The sequence below is a fragment of the Pseudomonas sp. Emmai genome, from assembly GCF_055179735.1.
On sequence record NZ_CM143685.1, the window covers coordinates 1,903,181 to 1,929,386 of the forward strand.

Consider the following 26,206-nt stretch of genomic DNA (forward strand, 5'->3'; position numbering starts at 1 on the left):
TCTACACTGCCCGGAGTCTTGGGGACTGGGGTGCAGTGGATGAATCGCAATGAACTACGCAAGGCCGACATCAACCTGATGGTGGTGTTCGAGACCTTGATGCTGGAACGCAACGTGACGCGGGTGGCGGAGAAACTGTTTCTCGGTCAGCCGACCATCAGTGCCGCGCTCAACCGTTTGCGCACGATGTTCAACGATCCGCTGTTCATTCGTGTCGGCCATCGCATGGAACCCACGGCCCGGGCCGAAGAAATCATCCTGCACCTGTCGCCGGCGCTGGACTCGTTGTCAGTGGCCCTGAGCCTGACCCACGATTTCGACCCGGCCAGCAGCACCATGACCTTTCGGATCGGCCTGTCGGACGATGTCGAGTTCGGCCTGTTGCCGCCGCTGCTGCGCGCCCTGCGCCATGAAGCGCCTAAGGTGGTGTTCGTGGTCCAGCATGTCGATTACTGGCGCATTCCCGACCTGTTGGCCTCCGGCGATATCACCGTCGGCATCAGCCAGACCCGCGGTTTGCCGGCCAATGCCAAGCGCAAATTGCTGCGACACATCCTGCCCAGCATCTTGCGTGCCGATGCGTCCGACACGCCGCTGACGCTGGATGAATATTGCTCACGTCCCCATGTACTGGTGTCCCACACCGCCAACGTCAGTGGCTATGCCGATGAGTGGCTGGCGGAGATCGGGCGCAAGCGCCACGTCGTGCTTTCCGTACCGCAATACAGCTCGTTGCCGGCCTTGCTGGCGGGGACTGACCTGATTGCCAGCTTGCCGGACTACACCGCCACCGCCATGGCGGCGTCCGGTCAATTGTTCCAGGAACCCTTCCCGTTCAAGACTCCGACCCTGGACCTGTCCATGGTCTGGCTCAGTCATGTCGACACCGATCCGGCCGAACGCTGGTTGCGTTCGCGCCTGGAAGCGTTCATGAGTGAGCGTGGCCTGGCCGACCTGCACACTACCGGTTCACTCTGATAATCGAGTCCAAAGAAGCCGCCGGAGCGTAGCCCGGCTCTGTGATATATGTAGGCCCTTTCTTCCCATCCACAGGAGCACCGTCATGCCTCACCTGCACATGGAATACACCGCCAACCTGCCCGAGCTGAACGCCGACGTGGCGTTGATCCGGCTCAACAATACGTTGGTGGGGTCCGGGCAGTTTGCGGCGGAGTTCGATATCAAGAGCCGTGCCGTGAAGGTCGAGACCTTCAAGGTCGGTACCGCGTTGGGTGAGCGGGCGTTTGTGCATGTGAAACTGGCGTTGCTCAGTGGTCGCCCGCCGCAGGTCAAGAAGCAGCTGTCCGAAAGCCTGTTGGCCGTTGTGCAGGATTTGTGTGAATGGCCGACGGGGGTTGAAGTCCAGTTGTGTGTGGAAATCCTCGACATCGACCGCGAGTCCTACACCAAGACGGCCATCGGCCTCTGAGTGTTCAGGCGGCTTGCTGCTCCGCGCAGGCCAGGGCCACTTGTTCACGCAGCCAGGTGTTGGCGCTGTCCTGGTCGACGCTTTGGCTCCATTGCATGTCGAGGGTGAAGCCCGGCAAGCCGTTGGGTGCCTCGCAATGTTTGAATACCGCCTCGTTGGCCAGCAAGCGCTGGATGCGCCGGGGCAGGGTCAGGATGAAATCCGTGCCGGTAATCATCTTCAGCGCCGCGCTGTAGCTGTTGGATCGCGCCACAATCTGGCGCTTTTGCGCCTGCCGCGCCAGCCAGCCGTCGACCATGTTGGTGGTCGAGGTCCAGGGCGTCGGGAACACGTGACGGCGTTCGGTAAAGGCTTGCAGGCTTAAACGCGGTTCCAGCGGCGTGGCGCGCTTGTCGAAGACACACACCAGATCATCTTCTAGCAGCTTGCGGGACTTGAGGTCGGTGTGGCTGCAATGAAAGTTCGGCCCGAAACAGATCACCAGGTCGAGGCTGCCATCGCGCAGTTCGTCGGCCGGGATATCGGTTTCGAACTTATGCATGTTGACCAGCACCGGCAGGTCCGCGAAATCGAAACGCTTCAACAGGCGCGGCAGGATCAATTGCTCGAAGTATTCCGGTGCGCAGATATTGAAGGTGACGGGCTGTGCGGTCGGGTCGAACACTTGGGCGCCGGCGTGACACAAGTTGATGCTTTCAAGGATCTTCAGCACGTGGGAATACATGGTGCTGGCTTTGTAGGTGGGGCGCATGCCGGTGCGGGTGTTGATGAACAACTCGTCTTCGAAACTGGTCCGTAGTTTCTTCAGGCAGTAACTCACGGTGGATTGACTGACGAAGAGGGCCTCCGACACACCGGTGACGCTGCTTTGCTCATACACGGCGACAAACACCATGAGGTCCTGCATATCGAGCTTTCTAAGCAAGTTACTGTTCAGCATCCGTTCTGTCTCGCTGTGCTCCTTGCGCTGACAGTGCGCAAACGTGTGCGAACGATCCTAACGGAACGATGGTGCCAGGAGAATGGCCTGTAGGAAGTTTCACGTTCAGGTGTGGGACAGAAAATGTTGTGAACACGACCTACGATTTTAATCTCCGCAAACATGGCCAGAGGCCTCTAGCCTCAGGCCCCCGCGTTGGCGGGTCAGTGAATGTGTTTGGCATAGTGCCGTGGATCGAAGCGCAGGACCATCACTATCATCAGCGCCATGACCCCGGTCAGTGACCACCAGGCCCATTCGAAACTGCCCAACTGATCGCGAATCAGCCCGGCGATCAGCGGCGAGAGGCCGGCGATCAGGTAGCCGATGCCTTGCACGAAGGCCGTCAGTCCGCCAGCGCGCTGAGGGTTGTCCAGGTGATCGAGCGACACGATCAGGCTCATCGGAAACAGCCCGCCGATACCCAGGCCCAGCAGGCACGGCCACAGCAGGCTCAGGTGTTGCGGGCTGAGAATCAGGCCGCAGAAACCGGCCATGATCAGCCCCAGCAACACCACCAGTACCAGGCGTCGGTCGCGGCTGCGGTTGGCGATGGCCGGGGTCAGCAGGCCGGACAACACTTCCATCGCCGTCAGAAAGCCCAGCAACAATCCGGCGTTCTGTTCGCTCCAGCCTTTCTCCACGTAATACGGCGCCAGCCAGGCGAGCACACAGGTGTAGGACGCCGTGCCGAGGCCGAAGAAGATCGCCAGTAACCAGGCGCGGGAATTGGCGAAGAAGGATTCGCCGCGCCGTGCCTGCGCCGGTAGCGTCAGGGTCGTCTTGCGCTGGGCGGTCCAGAACAGCAACGCCAGCACGGCCAGCGCCGCCCAGATCGCCAGGCCGGTGCGCCAACTGCCGGTCTGGGTCATCACCAACGGCGCAAACGACGCCGCAATCGCCGCGCCGCCCATGATCGAGGTGACATACAGCCCCATGCACACGGCGACGTTGTCGCTGAAGCGGGATTTGATCAGCGCCGGCATCAATGCCTGGATCAACGCGATGCCGACGCCGGCGGCGATGGCGCTGACGATCAGTTCGGCGGCGGAGTCGAGGAAGAGTCGCGACGCTGTGGCCAGGCCGATAATCAGCAGCGACAGCACCACGGTACGCTGCTCGCCCAGGCGTTGGCTGATACCGGTCCCGAAAAACATCGCCAGCCCCATGGCCATCACCGGCAGCATCGTCAGCAGCGACGCGAGGCTGAAACTCAACGGGATATCCCCGCGTATCGCCGACAACAACGGACCGACGGCGGCCATGGAAGGCCGCAGGTTCAAGGCGACCAGAATGATGCTGACCATCAACCACAGGGCAGGGCGGGCTGTTGCGCGAACGTTTTCCATGAGCGGACCTTACAAAACAAGGCCCCGATTAGGCGGGAGGGGCAGGGCGGCGGCAAATCAGAAAGTCGGGAGTGGTATTTAGAAATTAAATAAGTGTTGCGTTGGTGTGCAGGAATAGAGCGAGCAACGAGAAACCTGTGGCGAGGGGGCTTGCCCCCGTTCGGCTGCGCAGCAGTCGTAAAGGATGCTGCACGGAGTGACTGAAAAACGCGCTTGGGGCCGCTGCGCATCCCAGCGGGGGCAAGCCCCCTCGCCACAAGGATTCGTGGCATCTCAGGAGTATGTTTAGCCAACCCGCAACCAAAGTTCTTGAATTCCCGATTTAACCCACCCTCCACCCGTGTGACGCTGCGGCTCATCTGTTTTCTGCGGTTTTCTCTATGGACGGTTGGCCAGTCGCACTCCACCACCCGGCATCCAGCGGCGCTTGTGCGTCCAGCCGTGGTCGTCGGTTCCGGCCTGCCACCGCGCCAAACCTCTCTGCACTTCCTTCCGAACTGGCCTTCTGGGCGCTATGGCATTGCCGTCATGCGCGCCCGCCGGATTCCTGCGTTTCCCGTTGATTGTTCCTACAGGTCCCCGCGCCACACGTCGGGATCAAATCGCTGACGCCTGTGCGTTTGCCTGACACGGAAAAACGAGAATTCCCATGAGTTGTGCCACGACCTCCTTTGCCACGCAGCAAGAAGCCCTGACCTTTCTGGAACAGAACCCGGATATCGAGATGTTCGAGTTGTTCATCCTCGACAACAACGGCGTACCCCGGGGCAAGTTGCTGCATCGCGATGAACTGCTGGCGGTGTACGAAAGCGGCCGGCCATTGCCGAGCACCATCCTCGGCCTGACGATCAACGGCGACGATGTGGAAAACTCCGGCCTGGTGTGGGACGTCGGCGACATCGATTGCCGCGCCTATCCGGTCAGCGGCAGTTTGCAGCGCATGCCCTGGCGGCTGATTCCGACGGCGGCGGTCCAAGTGAGCATGCACCCCACCGAAGGGATGCCGGCCACGATTGCCGACCCACGGCACTTGCTGGCCAAGGTCATCGAAGGCTTGCAGGCCGACGGCTATTACCCGGTGATGGCGGCGGAGCTGGAGTTCTACTTGCTGGATCAAAAGCGCGACAGCAACGGCCGACCCCAACCGGCGCGGGACGTCGATGGCGGCCGGCCGCGGGCCACCCAGGTCTACGGCTTGCGCGAGCTGGAGCAAATCGAGCCGTTCCTCGCCGACCTCTACAGCGCCTGCAAACTCCAGGGCATCCCGGCACGCACGGCGATTTCCGAATACGCGCCGGGCCAGGTGGAAATCACCCTCGAACACCGCACCGACGCCTTGCAGGCGATGGACGAAGCGGTGCGTTACAAGCGGCTGGTCAAAGGCGTAGCGCACAAGCACGGGATGGCCGCGTGCTTTATGGCCAAACCTTTTGATGACCTGGCCGGCACCGGCATGCACATGCACGTCAGCCTGGCGGACAAGGACGGCAACAACCTGTTCGCCAGCGAAGCGCCCGACGGCACGCCGCTGCTGCGACATGCGGTGGGTGGCATGCTCGGCACCTTGCTCGATTCGTTGCTGCTGTTCTGCCCCAACGCCAACTCCTATCGGCGCTTCCAGACCAACAGCTACGCGCCGCTGGCCGCCACCTGGGGCGTGGACAACCGCACCGTGAGCCTGCGCATCCCCGGCGGGCCGGCGTTCTCCCGGCACATCGAACACCGCATCTGCGGCGCCGATGCCAACCCGTACCTGGCCGCGGCGGCGATCCTGGCGGGCATTCACCGTGGCATCCGCGAGCAACTCGACCCCGGCGCCCCGGTGGAAGGCAACGGCTACGCCCAGGCCACGGAGCTACTGCCGACCGACTGGCTGACCACCCTGCGCGCACTGGAAGGTTCGGATTGGGCGCGGGAAGCGTTCGGCGCCGAGTTTCTGGGGGTGTACCTGGCGGTGAAGCGTGCCGAGTATCGGCAGTTCATGGGCGAGGTCGGCGAGCAGGACTGGCGCTGGTACCTGAACCAGGCCTGACCGCTTCTCAATGACTTTAAACGTTTCACGGTTATATCCGGAGCCAACTAATCGTTGGCTTCTTTTTCACGAAAAATTGATGGTTCGCTGCTTAAAGTTTGTGCTGTCGCGGAAAATGAAATTTTCACATTTCCGGCGGCACTTCTTTTCAGGAACAGTCGATCCGCATGTTGAAATTCAAAGCCGTGCGCCCCGAGTGGGTGACACTGATTGCCAGTGCGTTCTTATTGGCCGGGTTTAACCTGGTGCTTTGGCAGCATCTTTTCGAAATCACTGCCTCGGACGCCCAGGGCATTGCCATGCGCGTGGCGTTTGGCGTGATGGTGCTTGGCGCGTTCAATATTGTCCTGACCCTGCTGGCGTTCCGGCCGCTGCTCAAGCCGCTGCTGATGTTGATCTTTATGGTCAGTGCGGGCGTGGCGTATTTCATGAGCCAATATGGCGTATTGATCGACGCCGGCATGTTTCGCAACTTCGCCGAAACCAATGCCACGGAAGTGCGCGATTTACTCTCGATAAAGTTGTTTGTCTACATTGCTTTGTTGGGTGTTTTGCCCGCGTGGTTAGTGTGGAAAACACCGATCAATTATCGCGCCTGGCATCGTGATCTATTAAGTAAGGCATTGGTGAGTGTCGCCTCCGTAGTGGTGGTCGGTGGCGTCGCATTGGTGAACTACCAGGGCCTGTCGTCGCTGTTTCGCAATCACCATGAACTGCACCTGATGGTGGTGCCGAGCAACTACATCGGGGCGTCGGCCGGTTATTTGCGTGAACAGGTCGCATCGGCACAACAACCCTTCGTCAAGATCGGCGAGGACGCCCGCAAGGACCTGACCTGGCAGACCCACGGCCGTAAATCCCTGACAGTGCTGGTGGTCGGCGAAAGTGCCCGGGCCGAGAACTTCGGCATCCTGGGTTATGGCCGAAACACCACCCCCAAGTTGAGTAAAGAAGCGGGTCTGATCGCCTTCACTGACGTGCATTCCTGCGGCACGGAAACCGCAGTATCGGTGCCATGCATGTTCTCCAACATGGGTCGCAAAGACTACAGCGCCAGCAAGGCCAAGAATGAAGAAGGCTTACTGGATGTGCTCAAGCGCGCCGGGCTGGACGTGATCTGGCGCGATAATCAGTCGGGCTGCAAAGGCACGTGTGATCGGGTGACGATCGATGATGTCAGCAACTTGAAAGACCCGGTGCTGTGCTCCAGCAGTGAATGCCGCGATGAAATACTCCTGCAAGGTTTGCAGCACTTTATCGACACCCTGGACAAAGACACCGTGCTGGTCCTGCACCAGATGGGCAGCCACGGCCCGGAATACTTCAAGCGTTACCCGAAAGAGTACGAACACTTCACGCCGGTGTGTGAAAGCAATGCGCTGAACAATTGCAGTCGCGAAAGCATCGTCAATGGCTACGACAACACCCTGGTGTACACCGATCACGTGCTCTCGACCCTGATCGATCTGTTGCGCAGCAACCAGGACAAGGTCGATACCGCGATGCTGTACCTGTCCGACCACGGCGAGTCTTTGGGCGAGTACAACCTGTTCCTCCACGGCACGCCGTACATGATGGCGCCCGAGCAACAGAAACATGTGGCGATGCTGGCGTGGTTCTCCGACAGCTATCAACGCTCGTTCTCGGTGGACACTCATTGCCTGCAGATGAGTCGGGAAAAACCCCTGAGCCAGGACAATCTGTTCCATTCGATGATTGGTCTGCTGGAGGTCGACAGCAAGGTCTACAACCCGGACCTGGACATGTTCGCCGGCTGCCGCGCGCCTGTGATCGATGGCGTGCTGGCCAGGAAATGAGGGTTTCGACTTATTTTTCACAGGCTGGTCGCTAACCTGCGGCCGTTAGATCTTCCAATAAGAGCCCCTGTATATGTCCGCGCTGCCCCCATCTGTTGTCGAGCTTGAGTTCGCCCGGCGCTACGATCAGGAACACGCACGCGTCTGCCTGCAGCCGCAACCCCGTGGCCTGGCCGGGCGCCTGGCGTTCTGGCGCGTCGAGCAGTTGGTGCGCAATGCGCTCAAGGTCGCTGGTGAACCGGGTTTGTTGCTGGACGTGGCCTGTGGTGTCGGACGTTTCTGGCCGGTGCTGGCCGAGCACGGTAACCGCGTGATCCTGGCGTCGGACCCGTCCCAGGACATGCTCGATCACGCACGCACCCATCATCCGGCGCATTTGCTTGAGCGGATCAAGACCTTCCAGAGCTCGGCGTTCACCATCGGTTTGTCGGCGAACGCAGTCGACAGCATGATTTGCATGCAACTGTTTCAACATATCGCCAGCCCTGAACACCGGTTGGCCATGTTGGGGGAGTTTCACCGCGTCAGTCGTGACACCGTGATTGTCGCGGTGCGCCTCGCCAGCCGCTTCCAGCGTCGGCCCAGCGCTGCGCAGGGCGCCATGCCCACGCCGCTGGAGAGCAAGGCCGTGGTGGAAGCCGAGTTCAGGCAAGCGGGTTTCAGCCTGCTCAGTCATCAGGACTTCTTTCCCGCTTGCGCGCGGATGCGGGTCTACGTACTGCGTAAGACCGGATAACCTCCCTTCGTCAGACGCTTCTTGCCCTTTTGTAGGGTTTTTCGCTAAAGCTCTTGTGCAGTGGATGCGCGGAAATCGCCGGGGGCGATATATACTGCGCGCCATTCTTCAAGGGAGAGCCGTGTGGCCATCGATATTCACTGGATTCGCGACAACGATAGCCTCGGTCAGTTTTGCGCCGAGTGGCAAAAGCTGCCATTCGTTGCCCTCGACACCGAATTCATGCGGGTCGACACCTTTTATCCGATTGCCGGCCTGTTGCAGATCGGCGATGGCGTACGCGCTTACCTGATTGATCCGCTGACCATCGACAACTGGCAACCCTTGGCCGCGCTGCTGGAAAACCCGGCCGTGGTCAAAGTCGTGCACGCGTGCAGCGAAGACCTCGAAGTCCTGTTGCGCCTGACCGGCAGCCTGCCGGCGCCGTTGTTCGATACGCAACTGGCCGCCGCTTATCTGAACCTCGGTTTCTCCATGGGTTACTCGCGGTTGGTCCAGGAAGTGCTCGGCATCGACCTGCCCAAGGGCGAGACCCGCTCCGACTGGCTGCAACGTCCGCTGTCCGACACCCAGATCAGCTACGCCGCCGAAGATGCCCTGCATCTGGCGGAAGTCTACGTACGCCTGCAACCGAAGCTGTCCGAAGACAAATACAGCTGGGTGCTGGAGGACGGCGCCGAACTGGTGGCCAACCTGCGCCGCGAGGTCGACCCGTACGAGGTCTACCGCGAAGCCAAACTGGCCTGGAAGCTGTCCCGCGCCCAACTCGCCGTATTGCGTGAACTCTGCGCCTGGCGCGAGCACGAGGCCCGCGCCCGTGATCTGCCGCGCAACCGCATCGTGCGTGAGCATTCCTTGTGGCCGCTGGCCCGGACTCAGCCGGACAACCTCGGCGCGCTGGCGAAAATCGAAGACATGCACCCGCGTACCGTGCGTCAGGACGGCGAATTCCTGCTTGATCTGATCAAGCGTTCTGCCACTGTGTCGCCGGATCAATGGCCGCCGGCGGTGCCGGAGCCGTTGCCGGTGGACGCCGCCACGCTGGTCAAGCAACTGCGGGCCATCGGCCAGGCCGAAGCCGAGCGCCTGAACATCGCGCCAGAACTGATGCTGCGCAAGAAAACCCTGGAAGCGCTGCTCAAGAGCGGCTACCCCAACGGTCCTTACCAATTGCCTGATTCGCTGCGTGGCTGGCGCCGCGAATTGATGGGCCAGGCGCTGCTCGACAGCCTGGCCACCGCCGGAGAACAGCCTTGAAACGTATTTGCTCCATCTACCGCAGCCTGAAGAAAAACGAGATGTACCTTTATGTGCTCAAAAGCGATGCACTGGAGCGCGTCCCGGAATCGCTGATGGCGGCGTTCGGCAAGCCCCATCACGCCTTCGACCTGGTGCTGAGCCCCGAGCGCAAACTGTCGCGCGAGGACATCACCGTGGTCCTGGAAAACCTTGAAAAGCAGGGTTACCACTTGCAGATGCCGCCGGCCGAGGACGAGTACATCGAACACTTGCCCGAAGAGTTGCTGCGTCGCAACGACCCGATGTGATCGGCAGACAGGTTCTGTTCAGAGCCTGTATGAAACACTGGAATGATTTTGGCGATGGCCGCCGCGACAGCGCGGTGGCCGTTTGCACTGTTTTCGAAAGGTTTGAACCATGCGCGTTCTGATTGCTGAACACGACCACCCTGTGTACGCCCAACTGCTGCGTCAGGCAGCGCCCGAGCTGGAAGTGCTGACCAGCGGCGACTCCGCCGAACTCGCCCGCCAGGCCGCCGATTGCCCGATCTGGCTCGGCCAGCCGGACTTGCTGGCCAACCTGCTGCGTCAGAGCCACCAGCCACAGTGGCTGCAATCGACCTGGGCCGGCATCACGCCGCTGCTGGCCGACGGCCTGCCACGCCACTATCGCCTGACCCGGGCGGTGGGGATTTTCGGCCAGGTCATGGCTGAATACGTTTTGACTTATATGCTCGGCCACGAGCGCGAAGTACTGGCGCGATTGGTCAGCCAGGTCGAGCGCAAATGGGACAGTCGTCAGGGGCAAAGCCTGGCGGGGCGCAAGGCGTTGATCGTCGGTACCGGCGACATCGGCCAGACCGTGGCGCAGTTCCTCGTACCCTTTGGCGTCGAGTTGTACGGCATCGCCAGCGAAGCCCGGGAACAGGCGCCATTCGTTGAAGTCGGCGCGCTGGCTGACTTGCCGCGCCTGGTTGGCGAAGTGGATTACGTGATCAACCTGCTGCCCAACACACCCAATACCCACGACCTGTACGACGCGGCACTGTTCAAGCAATTCAAGCCGACGGCTGTGTTCATCAACGTCGGGCGCGGCGTGGCGGTGGTGGATGCGGATTTGGTCGAAGCCTTGAAAGAAGGGCATCTGGCCGGCGCGGTGATCGACGTCTGCCGTCAGGAGCCCTTGCCGCAACGGCATCCGTTCTGGACTGCCTGGGGCTTGCTCCTGACCGGCCACAGCTCGGCACCGACCTCGCCATCGATGATGGTGAACCTGTTTGTCGAGAACCTGCGGGCGTACGAGGCGGGTGAAGCGCTGCGCGGGGAAGTGGATTTCAATCGCGGGTATTGAACCCACTCCAATCAACTGTGGCGAGGGGGCTTGCCCCCCGTGATCGTTCCCACGCTCTGCGTGGGAATGCATCCCGTGACGCTCTGCGTCACTTCCAGAAGCGGAACGCGGAGCGTCCCTGGCGGCATTCCCACGCAGAGCGTGGGAACGATCAGGCGATCAGGCGATCAGGCGATCAAGCGATCAGGCGATCGGGGTAGTGGGTTAGAGGGTGAAGCTGCCTTCTGCCGCGAGTTCACTCAACGGCCGACGCGGGCTCGGTTCTTCCCGGGCTTGCAGATATTCCGCCAACGTCGCTTTATCCCCCAGTTTGCCAACGGCCACCGCAGCGTGCAGTGCATAACCCTCGGGAATGTTCAGCTCTTTGCGGGTCAGTTCCTGGTCGAACCCGGCCATGCCGTGGGTGTGCCAGCCGCTGATGCTCGCTTGCAGCGCCAGGTGGCCCCAGGCCGAGCCGGTGTCGAAGGTGTGCCACAACGCCGGGGTTTCTTCGGTGGCGCCCGGTGCGGTGAAGGTGGTTTTCGAGATCACGATCACCAGCGCCGAGGCGTGTTGCGCCCAGCCACGGTTGAATTCGTTCAACAGGCCGAGGAAACGCTCCCAGTTTGGCGTATCGCGACGTGCATACAGAAACCGCCAAGGCTGCGAGTTGTAGGCCGACGGCGCCCAGCGCGCGGCTTCGAAGAAGCTCAGCAGGGTTTCTTCCGGGATGGCTTCGCCGGTAAACGCCCGTGGCGACCAGCGATCGGTGAACTGTGGGTGAATGGCGTAATCGGCGACGCGTGGGTTGGCACTCATGCAGAGGTTCCTTGCTACGTTTGAGTAAGACTGTCGAAGTAAAAACCTGCGGCCGCAGTTGAGCTGAGCGATGAGGTTTTCATGAGCCGTGGCAGTTCACCGGAATGCAACGCGGTTGCGCGTTAATGGCCTTCGGGTTTGGCTCGTTGCGACTGGCAAAGCTACGCGGCGGCGCAAAAACTGACAAGAGCGTTCTACCGACAGTCGCCGGCGCTTGGCCCGCAAGGCCTGGGGCACTAGACTGGCGGCCTTTTCACCACCTGATGTTGATGCTTGAACCATGGTCGCCAAAGTCGAACCGTTCTGGATGCGCAAAACCCTCGATCAACTCGATCCCCAGGAATGGGAATCGCTGTGCGACGGCTGTGGCCTGTGCTGCCTGCAAAAGCTCGAAGATGAAGAAGACAACAGCGTCTACTACACGCGCATCGCCTGCAAACTGCTGGACCTGAACACCTGCCAGTGCACGGACTACCCGAACCGTCGCGAATTCGTGCCGGACTGCATCCAGCTCACGCCGGGCAAGGCGGAAGAGTTCCAGTGGCTGCCGCCGACCTGCGGCTATCGGCTGGTCAGCGAAGGCAAGGACCTGCCGCTGTGGCATCACCTGGTGTGCGGCGATCGCGAGGCAGTGCACCACGAACGTATCTCCCAGTCCGGGCGCATGCTCGCCGAAGGCAGCGTGCCGGAAGACGATTGGGAAGATCACCTGATTTTCCGCGCGGGTTAATTTGTGGCGAGGGAGCTTGCTGTGGCGAGGGAGCTTGCTCCCGCTTAAGTGCACAGCAAAACCATCAGTGATTACTAAAATTTGGGGCCGCTACGCAGCCCGGCGCGAGCAAGCTCGCTCGCCACATAAGGAGTGTGTATGGCTGTGGGATTGCGGCTCGCGTTGGCCGTCGGGGCGTTGGCCCTGAGTTCGTCGGTGTGGGCGGCGAAGAAGGTCGATCTGGATTATCACGTGCGCCTGTTGCCCCAAAGCGATCAGGCCGAAGTGCGCCTGACCCTCGCCCAAGGTTCGGCGGTGCGCAGCCTCGACTTTGACCTGGGCGATGGCAGCCACTACAGCGACTTCAAGGCCGACGGCCAATGGCAACTGACCCCGGGGAAAACCGCTCGCGGTGTTTGGCACCCGGCCGCCGACAAAGCCAGCCTGACCTACCGCGTGCGCATCAGCCACGGGCGCAAGAACGGCAGCTTCGACACGCGCATGACTCCGACCTGGGCACTGATGCGCGGTGACGACCTGGTGCCGGCGGCCAAGCTCGATCAGCAGGACGGCGTCGAGTTGGTGTCACGCCTGGAATTCGAATTGCCCAACGGCTGGAAAAGCGTCGAAACCGCCTGGCCGCGCATCGGCAAGAACAAATTCCGTATCAACAACGTCTCCCGGTTGTTCGACCGCCCGACCGGCTGGATGCTCGCCGGCCACCTCGGCAGCCGTCGCACCCGGTTGGGCGAAACCGAAGTCACCGTCGCCTCGCCGTTGGGGCAGGGCATGCGCCGCATGGACGTGCTGACGTTGCTGACCTTCGTCTGGCCGCAAGCCCAGGCCGTGTTCCCCCGTCACCCGAGCAAACTGCTGATCGTCGGCGCCAACGACCCGATGTGGCGCGGCAGCCTGGCGGCGCGGGAGTCGATCTACCTCAACAGCCGCTTGCCGCTGGTCAGCGAAAACGGCACCAGCCCGTTGGTGCGTGAATTGGCGCAAATTTTCGGGCGGGTCAATGACCGCCAGCACAGCGACTGGATCAGTGAAGGCCTGGCCGAGTTTTACGCCATCGAACTGGTGCGCCGCGGGGGTGGCATGAGTGATGAGCGCTATGAGGCTTTGCAGAAGAAGTTGGCCAAGGACAGCCAGAAGGTGACAACTTTGCGCGGCTCGCAGATCAGCCCGGCGCAGATGGCCAAGGCTGTGTTGCTGCTACAGGAACTGGACCGCGAGATTCGCCTGAAGACTCGCAACAAACGCTCGCTGGATGATGTACAGCGTGGGGCGATGCACCTGGAAAGCGTCGATACCAAGGAATTTGTTCAGCTCGCCGAAAGCGTGATTGGCGAACCTTCCAAAGTCCTCGATACCGAGTTGCTTCAGTAACGCAGCCTTCGCGGGCAAGCCTCGCTCCTACAGGACATGAGTCGCTCACCCATTATGTGAACGACCTCAATCCCGTAGGAGCGAGGCTTGCCCGCGAAGAGGCCATCAACCTCACCGCGATATCCGGATTGATCGTTCCCACGCTCTGCGTGGGAATGCCTCCGGGGACGCTCTGCGTTCCAGCGCTGGAAAGGGACGCGGAGCGTCCCGGGCTGCATTCCCACGCGGAGCGTGGGAACGATCGGGACGGGGGGTTAAACCCCGGCTTTCGGCGATTTCAACGAATCATTGCCGGTCACCGTAGCGGTATGGGTCGCCGCCTCGGCATTGGCCTTCAACTGGCTCAATTCTTCCCCCGCGCGCTGAATCTTCGCCCGCACGTTGTTCATGTCCTGACGACTTTTCTCCAGCAGGCTTTTCACCGAGCTGTGCCCGGTAATGCCACGTGCCAGGGCCACGCCGCCGATCGCCACTTGAATCAAGCCAAACACACCGCCGCGACGCAGGCCCTTGCCGACCATCACCACGCCGCCGGCCAGGGAACCGATGCGCTCCCAGCCCTCGACGTTCTGTTCGTGGCGAGTCTGGAACGGGGTGGATTCGATGCGTTCTACGCGTTTGAGTTCGCTCATGATCTGTCTCCAGGCAGGGAAGGATAATTAAGCTGACTGCCGAGGCGCGCCGCTTGTTCCATCGGATGTGCGGTGAGTCAGCGGAATTTCGCCCCCGAGCGAGTGTTCAGCCCTTTGGCCATGCGGTCGTAGAGCACGACGTTGACCGTGGCCGCCAGGTTCATGCAACCGGTGGTCGGGATGTAGACCACGTCTTCGCACCAGTCACGGATCTCTTTATCCAGCGAGCCGTCTTCCGGGCCGAAGATGTAGAGGGCGCGATCCGGGTGGGTGTATTCCGGCAGCGAGCGCGCGCCTTCGACCAATTCCACGGCGACCGGCACACAGCCGAGCGGCAGGATCTTTTTCAGGTCGTCGATGCCGATCAGCGGGATGTCGTAGTGCACGCGCTTGGTGTCGGTAACGAAGTCGGCGGCGCGCTCATAGCGCTTGCCGGTGTAGAACACCGACGCCACGCCATAACAGCCCGCGGCGCGCATCACCGAACCGACGTTCTCCGGTGACTTGGGGTTATACAAACCAATGCAGCTGTACCGTTTGTCTGCCACGAGCGGGGTGCCTTCGGGAAAAAGAGGGCGATTATACGGGGATTGGCCGGGAGCGGGCAGTTTCGGGATTGGCGGCGTTCGGGCGACTGTCATCGCGGGCAAGCCTTGCTCCTTGGGGTTTGTGTCGAACCCCAAATGAGTGAACGCCCCAATCCCGTAGGAGCAAGGCTTGCCCGCGAAGAGGCCAGCACATCCAGCCTCAATTTTCGGCGCTGTTCCACCCCCCACCCAACGCCACCACCAACCCGACACTCGCCTGCAACTGCCGTGTCTGTAACGTCTGCAACCGCCGCTGCGCTTGCAGCGCCGAGGTCTGGGCCGTCACCACATCCAGATAATTCACCGCCCCGGCCTCATAGCTGTTCATCGCCAATGTCTGCGTGCGCTGCGCCGCCTCGACCGCCGCCTGCTCATCCTCTGCCTCCCGTTGCAGGTCGCGCAGTTGCCCGAGGTTGTCTTCGACTTCGCGCACCGCCCGCAGCACCTGGCTACGGTAATGCGCGGCCGCTTCTTCGAACTCGGCCTTGGCCTGGCGTTCGTTGGCGTCGAGGCGACCGCCGTCGAAGATCGGCAGGTTGACCAACGGCCCCAACGCCCAATAACGATTGCTGGCGGCCAGCAGATTACCGCTGCCCGCCGTTTGCCCACCGAGTAACCCGGTCAAGCTGAAATCCGGGTACCACGCGGCGCGGGCCACGCCGATATTGGCGTTGGCGGCATACACCCGGCGTTCGGCGGCCGAGATGTCCGGGCGGCGTTGCAGCAGGGTGCTCGGCAGCGCGTCGGGGACTGAAGGAAGTCCCAATGCCTGATCGCTCGCACTCAATCGGAAAACACTCGCCGGCTCACCCACCAACTCCCCAATCGCATGCTCGGCCAGATCCCGCTGCGCCCGCACATCGTCCAGTTGTGCCCGGGCCTCGGCCAGTTGGCTTTGCGCCCGGGTCAGGTCCAGTTCCGAAGCGATGGCGCCTTCGTAGCGGTCGCGGGTCAGTTGCAGCGCCTGGGTGTAATCGTCGAGGGAGCTGGCGAGAATTTTGCGCTGGGCATCCAGGCCATTGAGCTGGATATACAGCGTCGCCAGTTGCTGTTGCAGGCTCAGCCGCGCCGCCGCCAAGTCGTCCGCCGACGCCTGGGCCTGGGCATCACCCGCCGCCACCTGATTGCGAATCCGCCCCCACAAATCGAGATCGAAGTTCAGCGCCAACCCGGCGGTATTGCTGTTGTACACCGACGGCTGATTGCTGCCGCGCAACGGCTTGCCGTCCGACTGACGCTGACGCAGCGGCTGGGCGCTGGCGTTGATTTGCGGGAACAACCCGGCATGCAGTTGACCGGCATACGCCTGCGCCGCCTCAAAGTGCGCGAGGGCCGCCGCCAGGTCCGGGTTGGCCTTGAGCAATTGCTGTTGCAGGTGGTTCAGGCGCGGGTCCCGATAGAGCTGCCACCAGTTCGACGCCAAGGGCGGCGCTTTTGCCAAGTGCCACGGACCGTCGCTGGTCTGCTCGCGATACTGCGCCGGCAAGTCGATCGCCGGCACCTTGTACGTCGGCGCCATCGAACAGCCTTGCAACAGCAACGTCATCACCAGCAGCTCAAGCCTTGGGCGCATGCACACCTCCAGCGTCGGCCAGCTGCACGGCATCGCCTTCACGCAGGGCATCCGGCGGGTTATCCACCACTCGATCCGCAGGTTTCAAGCCCTGATCTATCACCAGCCGCTCCCCCAGATCCAGACCGATATGAATGTCGCGCAAGTGCACATGGTTATCCGGATCCAGCACCGCCACCTGGGTGCCCTGGGCGCGGAAGATCAGCGAACTCGCCGGTATGCTCACGCCATGGGTATCGGCGGGAATCTGCAACGTCGCCTCGGCATAGTCACCGGGCAACAACGCGCCGTCGGGATTGTCCGCGACAAACTGCGCGAGCAAGGTGCCGGAGCGGCGATCCACCGCCGTCGAATCCCCGAGCAACCGCGCGGTGAAGTGCTGGCCGGGATGCTCCGGCACGATCAATTCAGCCGACATGCCGGGTCGGATCACACTGGCGTAGTTCTGCGGCACCGGCACGTAGAGGCGCAGTTGATGGGTGTCGGCGATGTCGAACAGTTGCGGATCGCTGTCATTGTCGGCCTTGATCAACTGGCCGATGTCGGTGTTGCGCGCGGTGATGGTGCCGGCGAATGGCGCACGAATAGTCTTGTAGTCTTCCAGCGCCGACAGTCGCGCGTAATCAGCCGCAGCGGCATCAGCGTTGGCCTTGGCGGCGGCCGCGTTGGAGCGTTTTTCATCGGCTTCCTGACGCGAAACCGAATGCGTCGCCAACAGGTTTTGCCAACGGCTGGCGGTGGTTTCGGCCAGGCGCGCATTGGCCTGTTCCTGAATCAACCGGGCACGGGTTTGCGCCACTTGTTGATCGAGGTCCGGGCTGTCGATCTCGGCCAGGATCTGCCCGGCCTTCACATGGGCGCCGATGTCGGTTTTCCAGTCCTTGAGGTAGCCGCTGACCCGTGCATGGATTGGCGCCTTGCTCCACGCCTCCAGATGCGCCGGCAAGCGCAGGCTGTCGCCCTGCACGTTCTGTTGCGGCTGGAACACGCTGACCAGCGGCATCGCTGCGGTTTCAGTCCAGGCGGCCACGGCTTTCTCGTGGCGAGTGCGGGCGGCCAGACCGTTGGCCACCAGCAGCGCGGCCAGGGTCAGGCCGCCGACCCCGACCCACATCAGGCGTTTGCGCGACGGTTTTTGATCAGACATGAGTGCTTTCCCCAGAAAGGTTTTCTTCAGCAACAGCGCGAGAGGATTGACGTCCGTGGACCAGGCTGAACACCACCGGTACGAACAGCAGCGTGGCGGTGGTGGCGAGGATCAGGCCGCCGATCACAGCGCGGCCCAACGGCGCGTTCTGTTCCTCGGACAGGGCCAGCGGCAGCATGCCGATGATCATCGCCAGGGCGGTCATGCACACCGGGCGAAACCGGGTGTAGCCGCCTTCGAGCGCAGCCTTGAGCGCATCGCCGTGTTCGGCCAGGCGTTCACGGCAGAAACTCACCACCAGAATCGAGTTGGCCGTGGCCACGCCCATGCACAGGATCGCCCCGGTCAGGGCCGGCACCGACAGCGAGGTGCCGCTGAGAAACAGCATCCACACAATCCCGGCCAGCGCGGCGGGCAGGGCGGTGATGATCACGAACGGATCGACCCAGGACTGGAAGTTGACCACGATCAGCAAGTAGATCAGCACCACCGCGCCGAGCAGGCCGAAGCTCAAACCGCTGAACGCTTCGTGCAGCGCATCGATCTGCCCGTGCAGGCTGATCACCGCGCCTTTGGGCCGCATCGAAGCGGTGTCATCCAGCACTTTTTGAATGTCCTTGGCCACGCCGCCGAGGTCGCGGCCCTGCACATTCGCGTACAGGTCGAGGGTCGGCATGATGTTGTAGTGACTGACCACCGCCGGGCTCTGCACCCGGGAAATGCTCGCCAGACCACCAAGGATCTGCGATTGCCCGTCACTGCCGGTCACCGGCAAGGCTTCCAGCGACGGCAGGCTGTCGAGGCGATATTGCGGCGTCGCGGCGACCACGCCGTAGGACACGCCGTTGGCTGGGTTGAGCCAGAACGTCGGCGCGGTCTGCGAACTGCCGGCCAGGGACGCGACCATGCTGTTGGTCACGTCGCGCTCGGTGACGCCCAGGCCATTGGCCCGCAGTCGATCGACATTGACCTGCAACGACGGATAACCGGTGGACTGCTGGATGCGCAAATCGGCGACCCCGGCCACATGCTGCAAGCGTCGCTCAAGCTCCACGGCATAGGCGCGGTTCGCCACGTCATTGGGCCCGGAGATTTTCACGTCCAGCGGTGCCGGGGCGCCGAAGTTGAGGATCTGGCTGCTGATGTCCGCCGGCAGGAACGCGAAGTGGCTGCCGGGAAAACTCTCGGGCAAGGCTTCGCGCAGGCGTTTCACGTACTCGGCGGTGGGGCGGTGCTCGGCCTTGAGGCTGACCTGGATGTCACCGTCCTGCGGGCCGATGGTGCCGCTGTTGCTGTAGGCCATGTCGATGCCGCTCAGCGGGATGCCGATGTTGTCGACGATGGTGTCCAGTTGCTCGGCGGGGATGATCTCGCGGATCCGCGCTTCGATGCAGTCGAACGCCGCCGCGCTTTCCTCGATCCGCGTGCCCAGCGGCAAGCGCACATGCAGCGACAACGCGCCAGCGTCGGTGGCGGGAAAGAAGTCCTCGCCCAGGCTCGGCAGCAGCGCAAACGAAGCCAGCACACAGGCCAGGAACCCGAGCAGGAACCGCTTGCGGTATTCCAGCGCCAGCTCCAGCAACCCGAAATAGGTGTCCCGCAGGTTGGAGAAATGCCGCTCGAAACCCTGCTGGAAATTCAGCACCCGCTGCAGCAACGGATGATGGGTTTTTCGGTGCTGCTCACCCTCGTGATGGTTGATGAATTCATCTTCCGGGTGATGCCCCGGACCTTGCTCGGGTACGTGAGGTTTGAGCAAAAACATCGCCAGGGTCGGCACCAAGGTGCGCGACAGAATGAAGGAGCTGGCCATGGCAAACATCACCGCCAGCGCCATCGGCCGGAACAGGTAGCCGGCGATGCCCTGCAACAGGAACATCGGCACAAACACGATGCAGATGCACAGCAACGACACGAACGCCGGGCCGACAATCTGTTTAGCGCCGTCGAGGATCGCGGTCTTCACCGCTTTGCCCTGTTCCAGGTGCCAATTGATGTTCTCGATGGTCACCGTGGCGTCGTCCACTAGAATCCCCACCGCCAACGCCAACCCGCCGAGGGTCATGACGTTGAGGGTCTGGCCGCTGGCGGCGAGCAGGGCGATGGCCGACAACACCGCGAGCGGAATCGAGGCGGCGATGATCAGGGTTGAACGCCAACTGCCAAGAAACAGCAGGATCATCGCGCTGGTCAGCAACGCGGCGATGATGCCTTCCTTCGCGACGCTGCCCACCGACTGTTTGACGAACACCGAGGCATCGCCCAGCAGGGAAGTCTTGAGCGACGGCGGCACGGTTTCGTTGATGCGCGGCAGCATCTGGCGAATGCCGTCGATGATCGACAGCGTGGAAATATTGCCGTTCTTCAACGCCGGCATCAGCACCGCACGACGGCCATCGACCCGCACGATATTGGTCTGCGGCGGTGAGCCATCGCGCACGTGGGCCACCTGGCCGATGGTGATCAGCGCGCCGTCGACGGTTTTGATCGGCAGGTCGTTGAGTTCGTCGATGGCTTTCGGGCTGTTGTTCAGCAGCACCGTGTATTCATTGGGACCGAGTTTGGCAGTGCCCACCGGGATGATCTGGTTCTGGGCAGCCAGCGCATTGCCGACGTCCTGGGCGGACAAGCCTTTGGCGGCCAGCGCCTGCGGGTCGAGGTCGAGGGTGATCTGCCGTTGTTTGCCGCCCATCGGCGTCGGAATCGCCAGGCCCGGCACCGAGGTCAGGGGCAGGCGAATGTTGTTCTGCACCAGGTCGCGGATCTTCGCTTCCGACAGCGTGGGGCTTGAGAACGCCATCTGCAAAATCGGCACGGTCGAGGCGCTGTAGTTGAGGATCAGCGGCGGGGTGATGCCCGGTGGCATCTGTTTGAGCACGGTCTGCGACACCGCCGTGACCTGGGCGTTGGCGGTGCGGATATCGACGCCGGGCTGGAAGAAAATCTTGACGATGCCCATGCCCGGCAGGGATTGCGACTCGATGTGCTCGATGTCGTTGACCGTGGTGCTCAGGGAGCGCTCATAGGTGTAGATCACCCGCCCGGCCATGTCCTGCGGCGCCAGGCCGTTGTACTGCCACACCACGGCGATGACCGGAATGCCGATGTCGGGAAACACATCGGTGGGCGTTCGCAGGGCCGCCATCGGCCCGATGATGCAGATGAAAATTGCCAGCACGATAAACGTGTAGGGCTTGAGCAGTGCGGTCTTTACCAGCCCGAGCATGCCGTAAACCTCCGAGGTCTTGAATGCAATTGCCCGGCAGTCTTGCGTGTGCAACTTAAAGATTTGCCTTCACGGGGATGAAGAAATCTTTAACGTTTTCCTGAAAAACCTTTCATGGGTCTTCATTTGTCCGCGCCGCTCTAGCCCGCCACTCTTCACCTCAAGCCGATGGCCCGTCGTCACACCTGACGGCGGCATCGACGCTCAACTTTCGAGGTGTTTTTCCATGACGCTCAAACCCCAGTTACTGGTCCCGGGCCTGAGCCTGATCTGCCTGTTATCGGCGTGTGCCGGCCCGGAACCCAAGTCGGACCCGAGCGAAGCCTGGATCGATCTGCAACAACCGGGAAACACCAACGTGCTGGCGGAAAAGATCGATGGCCAGCGCGTTAAAGACGGACGTTATTTCGAGGTCAAGCCCGGCGTTCATCGGCTGGACGTGACGCTGATCCGCGGCACCGATGGCAACTCGGCGGAACCTATTTGCACGGGGCGCCTGGACTACAGCCACTTTCAGGCGGGTGAGCGCTACCAGATGAATGCGTCCAGCGCAGGCTTGTCGGCCAGCGCCAGCCTGGTGGACTCCCACGGCAAACAGGTGGCGCAGAGCGATCGTTTTCAGTGCTCGTAGGCCCGGCGTTTCAAGGTTGTTTTTTCATGAAGGAAGGTCATTGCAATGACACTTAAACCACTGCTGTTGATTCCGGGCCTGAGCCTGGTTTGTCTGTTGTCCGCTTGCGCCGGGCCGATGCCCAAACCCGATCCGGGCATGGCCTGGATCGGGCTGCAGGAAGAGGCGCCCAATGACATGCTGGCCGAACGGGTGGATGGCCAGCGTATCGATGACGGCCGCTTCTTCGAAGTGGCCCCCGGCGCCCATGACCTGGAGGTGACGTTGTTCGAGATGCCGAGTGGCGATTCGAACCAGGAGGATTGTGAGGGCAAGGTCAGTTACCCGCAGTTCAAGGCTGGCGAGCATTACCGGTTGGTAGAGTCGAGTCTGGGCGAGGAGGTGAGCGCGCGGCTTGAGGATTCGCACGGCAAGCAACTGGCGCAGACTGGCGATTTCCAGTGCATGCCGGGATAAGCCGCTGCGCGACGGCGGTGTGCCGAACATCGCCCCTGTAGGAGCAAAGCTTGCTCGCGATAGCGTCCCCGAGACCGCCATCGCCTGTAGGAGCAAAGCTTGCTCGCGATAGCGTCCTCGAGACCGCCATCGCGAGCAAGCTCCTACAGGTCGTCATCGCTGGCCTTTAAAGCGGTTCTGCAATCACATACCCCGACCCACGCATGGTGCGGATCAACGGCGGCATACCCGGCGGGTCGATTTTCTTGCGCAGCCGGCCGATGTGCACGTCGATCAGGTTGGTGCCCGGATCAAAGTGATAGCCCCAGACCTCCTCGAAAATCATCATCCGCGACAGAATCTGCCCCGGGTTGCGCATCATGAATTCCAGCAGTTTGTACTCGGTGGGCAGCAGGCTCAGCGGCTGGTTGGCGCGGTGGGCTTCGTGGCTGATCAGGTCCAGTTCCAGGTCGGCGATGCGCAGGGTGGTGTCGAAGGTTTTGGCCGGGCTTTTACGTCGCAGCAACACTTCGACCCGCGCGGCCATTTCGTCAGTGGCGAACGGTTTGGCCAAATAATCATCGCCCCCGGCACGCAAGCCGCGCACGCGTTCATCGACGTCGGAGAGGGCGCTGATCATCAGGATTGGCGTCGCCACGCCAATGGCGCGCAGGGTGGTGACGATGGCCAGGCCATCCAGCTCGGGGAGCATGCGGTCGAGGGTGATCAGGTCGTAATTGCCACTGACCGCGCTCACCAGACCTTCGCGGCCATTGCTCACCCAATCCACTTCAAAACCGTGGCTTTGCAACTCGGTGACGATTTCCGTGGCGGTCACGGCATCGTCTTCGATGGTCAAGATTCGGGACATGTCGGTTACCTGTGAAGAGTTCCGTATGTCGCGATTTTGCCAATAAACGATTGCCGGCTTTCTGATGAAAGTTTCATGTGCGATACAAAGGAAATGCGCTAGGCCTGATGCGGTTTCATTTTGCAGGAGCAAGGCTTGCCTGCGATGGCGAACTGAAGATCGCTATCGCGGGCAAGCCTTGCTCCTACAGACAATGCGCCCGATTCACTGCGCCTTGGGCAACATCGCTTTGAGCTTGGCCATCATGGAGGCCGGCGCATTGGCGATCTGGTTGCTCGCCGGGTCCTTGCTCCCCGTACCGTTGGTATCAACGCCCGCGAGGATTTCCGCCAGATTGTTGAAGTGCCCGTCTTTTTTCTTGCCCCCGGCGACGGCATCGTCCTTGCCGTACTGGGTCAACGCGTCCTGCAAGGTCTGGTGCTGGGACAGCCATTCGGGCTTGGTCTTTTCCTCGGGGCTCATGTTGTCGAGGAAATTCAGCGCAGCCTTGGCCCGGCCAATCGGGTCGTTGGCGAACGGGTCTTTCCAGTTTTTCTTCTGATCTTCCGGGCCGCTGTAATGACCCGACGCCAAGCGCACCTGTTGCTGCATCAGCGCCTTGGCCGCTTCCTGTTCATCGCTGGAAAACTTGCCGCCCTCGTTGGTGGCCACGGCGTTCAGCGAACGGCGATCCAGGTCGCCCATCAACGCATTCTTGTCTTCAACGCTGGCGTCGTAGGGCTTTTCGCCGGCCTTCATCTGCGCGTATTTCACGTCCATACGCTTGCGTGCATCCGCGGCGACTTCCGGGAAGGTCTTGTCCTTGGAGCTGGACACCGCGCCGGGTTGGGTGACGCCCAGCACCAGGGCGTCCGCGTTCATGCCCTTGCGCACCGGGAAGAACGGCGCGTTGTTGCCGATAGAGCCGCTGTAGTCGGTGGACTTTGGCGAGAGGCTGACCGAGTCACCGGTCTTGGGGTCTTTGGCGGCCTGCTCGGTGGCAGCGGTTTTAGCCTTGGCCTGAGCAGCGGCGCCGTAAGCCAGCATCGCAGGGCTGTTGAAGGTTGAGGTGACGTTCATCGTCTTCCACTGTCTGGCGTGTATTGATGCGGATACATCGCAAGAACAGTGCCAGCAACGCTGATGGCACCTCGAACCCAAACGGGCAGGGGCTTTTGTAACGGGTCAGACACGATTGGAGCGCGGCAAAAAAATGACATCCTTTGCCAGCAGCGGCAGTTTTTGGCCGCTGCATGGCCAGGTGTCAGTCTTCTTTCTTCATCAACCCCGCCAGCGCGGCGAACGGGTTGTGCGTGGCCTTGGCGACTTTCGGCGTGCTGAGGGAGCCTTCGCTGAAGTACTGCTGGTCGGTGTAGCGCGAGTGTTCGTTGTCGTGGCAATACAGGCACAACAATTCCCAGTTCGAGCCGTCCTGGGGGTTGTTGTCGTGGTTGTGGTCGCGGTGGTGCACGGTCAATTCGCTCAGGCGCTTGCCGGAAAATTCACGGGCACAGCGGCCGCACACGTGCGGGTACATCTTCAGGGCCTTGTCGCGGTAACCCATTTCCTTGTCGCGCTGGTTGTCGGCGAGGATGCGATCCAGCTTCGAGGTATTGGTCGGGGTGGACGAACTCATGGGTTCACCTTTGTAGAAGACTAATGACGGTAATGAACAGAGTTTAGCTCAGCCCTTGAGCTTCTCGGCAATCCAGATCGTATGGCGCGTGCCTTTGTTGCCGTGGGCGAAGACCTGGACTTCTTCGGCCTTGAACCCGGCCTTCTTCAATTTGTCGGAAAACTGCTTGTCGGCGCTGGCCGACCACACCGCCAGTATGCCTTTGGGGCGCAGGGCCTTGGCACAGGCGCTGAGGCCGCCGGAGGAATAGAGCCAGCTGTTGGCGCGCTGGGTCAGGCCTTCGGGGCCGTTGTCGACGTCGAGCATGATCGCGTCGAAACCCTGGGGCTCGGCTTGCAGCACTTTGGCCACGTCTTCCATGCGAATCACGGTACGCGGGTCGAGCAGCGGGTTGCCGGCCTTTTCGCCCAGCGGTCCGCGATTCCACTCGACCACGCCGGGCACCAGTTCGGCGACCACCACTTCAGCGGTCTTGCCCAGGTGCTTGAGGGCGGAGGCGAGGGTGAAGCCCATGCCCAGGCCTCCGATCAAGACGCGGGAGTTCGGCCGGCCGGCGACCTTGCGGCACGGGATCTCGGCCAGGGCGTCTTCGGAGCCGTGCATGCGGGTGTTCATCAGTTGCCCGCCATCGCCACCCTGGATCTTGATGACGAAATCCTCGCCGTATTCGAACAGGCACAGGGCACCGCCGTTTTCAGGGATGGGGGCGGTGTCGAGTAGAACGAAACGTTTCATGGCAGGCTCTTGGAAAAAATTGGCATAAGGCAAACGGACGCGGTTGGGAGTAGCCTGCAAGCAGACAACAAGGCCAACGGAGCCATTGATGAAGCGCACCATTCTAACGGTCATTGCCTTGGCCGCGCTCTCGATAACTGCAGTGCAGGCCCAGGAGCAGCAAATCATCCCCATCAGCCCGGCGCCAATGCCCGGCTCGCCCGGCACCGCGACCCCCACGCCCTACCCGCAAATCACCCCGACCAGCGTGCCCCGCACCGGGCCTGGCAGCGGCGGCCCGCCCCTGGTGCCGATCGAAATGCCCAGCCCGCCGTCCAAGGACCAGCCGTTGCCGGGCCTTGAGCCGAACGGAGCGAAAAGCAAGTCGCCGGGGGGTTAGACCTGTTGCGAGAGCAACTGCCCGTCGGCCATGCGCAAACGCTTGGACAGGGAGACGGCGAGGGCGCGGATGATCTTGGCGGCGATTTTCGGCGCGTCGTTGAGCATCTTTTCCAGCGAATCCTTGCCCAGGTTGAGCAGTTGGCAGTTGCTCGCCGCGACGCAACTGGCCGAGCGCCGCTCGCCGTCGAGCACGGCCATTTCGCCGAACGCCCGACCGCTGCGCAGGGTGGCCATGATCACCGTTTGCCCGTCGCTGTTGGTCTTCTGCACCGAGACCTGGCCGGTGTGGATGATGCACATGAAACTGCCGGCATCGCCCTCGTGGAAGATCTCCTCGCCCTGGGCGATGGTGCTGATGCTGAAGTAGCCGGACGCGGCGGCGAAGTCCACCGGCAGCAGTTGATCGAACAGGCCGCAGTCCATCAGCCAGTCGCGGATTTCGTTGTTCAGTAAGGTCGGTTCTGACATGTCGTCACGGTCTTTTTTGTTTTTTGCTGAATGATGCTCGTATCCCTGTAGGAGCGAGGCTTGCCCGCGAAGGCGTCG

General features: G+C 61.8%; 26 protein-coding genes. 13 read left to right on the forward strand and 13 right to left on the reverse strand.

Annotation, left to right across the window (positions count from 1 at the left end; genetic code table 11):
• The first annotated feature begins 39 nt into the window (after positions 1-39).
• Together ACY4LX_RS08555 and ACY4LX_RS08560 are read left to right on the forward strand one after the other, a co-directional pair.
• Positions 40-978 carry a LysR substrate-binding domain-containing protein gene (locus ACY4LX_RS08555; RefSeq protein ID WP_149657167.1) on the forward strand — a complete coding sequence of 313 codons (939 nt, stop codon included), beginning with the start codon at positions 40-42 and terminating at the stop codon, positions 976-978.
• Positions 979-1,063: 85 nt separating this feature from the next.
• Positions 1,064-1,429 (forward strand): 5-carboxymethyl-2-hydroxymuconate Delta-isomerase, encoded by a 366-nt coding sequence (locus tag ACY4LX_RS08560; protein ID WP_149657166.1) that lies wholly within the window; start codon positions 1,064-1,066, stop codon positions 1,427-1,429.
• A gap of 4 nt (positions 1,430-1,433) precedes the next feature.
• Here ACY4LX_RS08560 and ACY4LX_RS08565 read toward each other — a convergent pair whose 3' ends face one another.
• Positions 1,434-2,369, reverse strand: coding sequence for a LysR family transcriptional regulator (locus tag ACY4LX_RS08565; RefSeq protein ID WP_149657165.1), 936 nt, complete (start codon positions 2,367-2,369; stop codon positions 1,434-1,436).
• 203 nt (positions 2,370-2,572) lie between these two features.
• A complete protein-coding gene (locus ACY4LX_RS08570) occupies positions 2,573-3,757 on the reverse strand; it encodes a cyanate transporter (protein WP_463259676.1) in 1,185 nt (394 codons plus the stop codon).
• A 649-nt stretch (positions 3,758-4,406) separates the two neighbouring features.
• Here ACY4LX_RS08570 and ACY4LX_RS08575 point away from each other — a divergent pair.
• The 6 genes from ACY4LX_RS08575 (at position 4,407) to ACY4LX_RS08600 (ending at position 10,931) form a co-directional block, all read left to right on the forward strand.
• Positions 4,407-5,789: a glutamine synthetase family protein gene (locus tag ACY4LX_RS08575; RefSeq protein ID WP_149657162.1), complete on the forward strand. Its 1,383-nt coding sequence runs from the start codon at positions 4,407-4,409 to the stop codon at positions 5,787-5,789.
• Positions 5,790-5,956: 167 nt separating this feature from the next.
• Positions 5,957-7,606 (forward strand): phosphoethanolamine transferase, encoded by a 1,650-nt coding sequence (locus tag ACY4LX_RS08580; protein WP_463259677.1) that lies wholly within the window; start codon positions 5,957-5,959, stop codon positions 7,604-7,606.
• Positions 7,607-7,679: 73 nt separating this feature from the next.
• Positions 7,680-8,342, forward strand: coding sequence for a class I SAM-dependent methyltransferase (locus ACY4LX_RS08585; protein WP_149657160.1), 663 nt, complete (start codon positions 7,680-7,682; stop codon positions 8,340-8,342).
• 123 nt (positions 8,343-8,465) lie between these two features.
• Entirely contained in the window at positions 8,466-9,599 is a 1,134-nt protein-coding gene (gene rnd / locus ACY4LX_RS08590) for a ribonuclease D (RefSeq protein ID WP_149657159.1), read from the forward strand.
• On the forward strand, positions 9,596-9,889 hold the full coding sequence (locus tag ACY4LX_RS08595; RefSeq protein ID WP_133837473.1) for a YcgL domain-containing protein: 294 nt from the start codon (positions 9,596-9,598) through the stop codon (positions 9,887-9,889). Before rnd ends, ACY4LX_RS08595 begins: the two co-directional genes overlap by 4 nt.
• A gap of 109 nt (positions 9,890-9,998) precedes the next feature.
• Positions 9,999-10,931, forward strand: a complete 933-nt coding sequence (locus tag ACY4LX_RS08600; protein ID WP_149657158.1) for a D-2-hydroxyacid dehydrogenase — start codon at positions 9,999-10,001, stop codon at positions 10,929-10,931.
• Between the two features lie 204 nt (positions 10,932-11,135).
• Here ACY4LX_RS08600 and ACY4LX_RS08605 read toward each other — a convergent pair whose 3' ends face one another.
• The gene (locus ACY4LX_RS08605) at positions 11,136-11,729 is read right to left on the reverse strand and encodes a nitroreductase family protein (RefSeq protein WP_149657157.1); all 594 of its coding nucleotides are present in this window, start codon (positions 11,727-11,729) and stop codon (positions 11,136-11,138) included.
• 280 nt (positions 11,730-12,009) lie between these two features.
• Here ACY4LX_RS08605 and ACY4LX_RS08610 point away from each other — a divergent pair, with 280 nt between their 5' ends.
• Both ACY4LX_RS08610 and ACY4LX_RS08615 read left to right on the forward strand, forming a co-directional pair.
• Positions 12,010-12,459: a YcgN family cysteine cluster protein gene (locus tag ACY4LX_RS08610; protein ID WP_463259678.1), complete on the forward strand. Its 450-nt coding sequence runs from the start codon at positions 12,010-12,012 to the stop codon at positions 12,457-12,459.
• Positions 12,460-12,597: 138 nt separating this feature from the next.
• Positions 12,598-13,827 carry a hypothetical protein gene (locus ACY4LX_RS08615; protein WP_463259679.1) on the forward strand — a complete coding sequence of 410 codons (1,230 nt, stop codon included), beginning with the start codon at positions 12,598-12,600 and terminating at the stop codon, positions 13,825-13,827.
• 254 nt (positions 13,828-14,081) lie between these two features.
• On the opposite strand, the gene ACY4LX_RS08620 is transcribed toward ACY4LX_RS08615, so the two are convergent.
• The 5 genes from ACY4LX_RS08620 to ACY4LX_RS08640 form a co-directional block, all read right to left on the reverse strand.
• Complete coding sequence (locus ACY4LX_RS08620) at positions 14,082-14,459, reverse strand: YgaP family membrane protein (protein WP_149657154.1); 378 nt, start codon at positions 14,457-14,459, stop codon at positions 14,082-14,084.
• A 77-nt stretch (positions 14,460-14,536) separates the two neighbouring features.
• Positions 14,537-15,007 carry an RNA methyltransferase gene (locus ACY4LX_RS08625; RefSeq protein ID WP_010462134.1) on the reverse strand — a complete coding sequence of 157 codons (471 nt, stop codon included), beginning with the start codon at positions 15,005-15,007 and terminating at the stop codon, positions 14,537-14,539.
• A 199-nt stretch (positions 15,008-15,206) separates the two neighbouring features.
• Positions 15,207-16,619, reverse strand: a complete 1,413-nt coding sequence (locus tag ACY4LX_RS08630) for an efflux transporter outer membrane subunit (RefSeq protein ID WP_463259680.1) — start codon at positions 16,617-16,619, stop codon at positions 15,207-15,209.
• Positions 16,603-17,766, reverse strand: a complete 1,164-nt coding sequence (locus ACY4LX_RS08635; RefSeq protein ID WP_463259681.1) for an efflux RND transporter periplasmic adaptor subunit — start codon at positions 17,764-17,766, stop codon at positions 16,603-16,605. Before ACY4LX_RS08635 ends, ACY4LX_RS08630 begins: the two co-directional genes overlap by 17 nt.
• Positions 17,759-20,992 (reverse strand): efflux RND transporter permease subunit, encoded by a 3,234-nt coding sequence (locus tag ACY4LX_RS08640; RefSeq protein WP_463259682.1) that lies wholly within the window; start codon positions 20,990-20,992, stop codon positions 17,759-17,761. Before ACY4LX_RS08640 ends, ACY4LX_RS08635 begins: the two co-directional genes overlap by 8 nt.
• A gap of 226 nt (positions 20,993-21,218) precedes the next feature.
• On the opposite strand from ACY4LX_RS08640, the gene ACY4LX_RS08645 reads away from it, so the two are divergent.
• Positions 21,219-21,623, forward strand: coding sequence for a PA0061/PA0062 family lipoprotein (locus ACY4LX_RS08645; protein WP_463259683.1), 405 nt, complete (start codon positions 21,219-21,221; stop codon positions 21,621-21,623).
• A gap of 45 nt (positions 21,624-21,668) precedes the next feature.
• A complete protein-coding gene (locus ACY4LX_RS08650; protein ID WP_149657150.1) occupies positions 21,669-22,079 on the forward strand; it encodes a PA0061/PA0062 family lipoprotein in 411 nt (136 codons plus the stop codon).
• Between the two features lie 166 nt (positions 22,080-22,245).
• Here the strand turns inward: ACY4LX_RS08650 and ACY4LX_RS08655 are convergent, their stop codons facing one another.
• From ACY4LX_RS08655 to ACY4LX_RS08670, 4 genes are all read right to left on the reverse strand, one after another.
• Positions 22,246-22,929, reverse strand: a complete 684-nt coding sequence (locus ACY4LX_RS08655) for a response regulator transcription factor (RefSeq protein ID WP_149657149.1) — start codon at positions 22,927-22,929, stop codon at positions 22,246-22,248.
• A gap of 204 nt (positions 22,930-23,133) precedes the next feature.
• A complete protein-coding gene (locus ACY4LX_RS08660; RefSeq protein ID WP_463259684.1) occupies positions 23,134-23,988 on the reverse strand; it encodes a hypothetical protein in 855 nt (284 codons plus the stop codon).
• Positions 23,989-24,172: 184 nt separating this feature from the next.
• Positions 24,173-24,544 (reverse strand): YajD family HNH nuclease, encoded by a 372-nt coding sequence (locus tag ACY4LX_RS08665; RefSeq protein WP_133839269.1) that lies wholly within the window; start codon positions 24,542-24,544, stop codon positions 24,173-24,175.
• A 48-nt stretch (positions 24,545-24,592) separates the two neighbouring features.
• Entirely contained in the window at positions 24,593-25,279 is a 687-nt protein-coding gene (locus ACY4LX_RS08670) for a spermidine synthase (protein ID WP_133839268.1), read from the reverse strand.
• A gap of 88 nt (positions 25,280-25,367) precedes the next feature.
• Here ACY4LX_RS08670 and ACY4LX_RS08675 point away from each other — a divergent pair, with 88 nt between their 5' ends.
• Positions 25,368-25,658, forward strand: a complete 291-nt coding sequence (locus ACY4LX_RS08675) for a hypothetical protein (protein WP_149657147.1) — start codon at positions 25,368-25,370, stop codon at positions 25,656-25,658.
• Here the strand turns inward: ACY4LX_RS08675 and ACY4LX_RS08680 are convergent.
• Entirely contained in the window at positions 25,655-26,128 is a 474-nt protein-coding gene (locus ACY4LX_RS08680; protein WP_133839266.1) for a cyclic nucleotide-binding domain-containing protein, read from the reverse strand. The genes ACY4LX_RS08675 and ACY4LX_RS08680 overlap by 4 nt on opposite strands.
• Between the last annotated feature and the right edge of the window lie 78 nt (positions 26,129-26,206).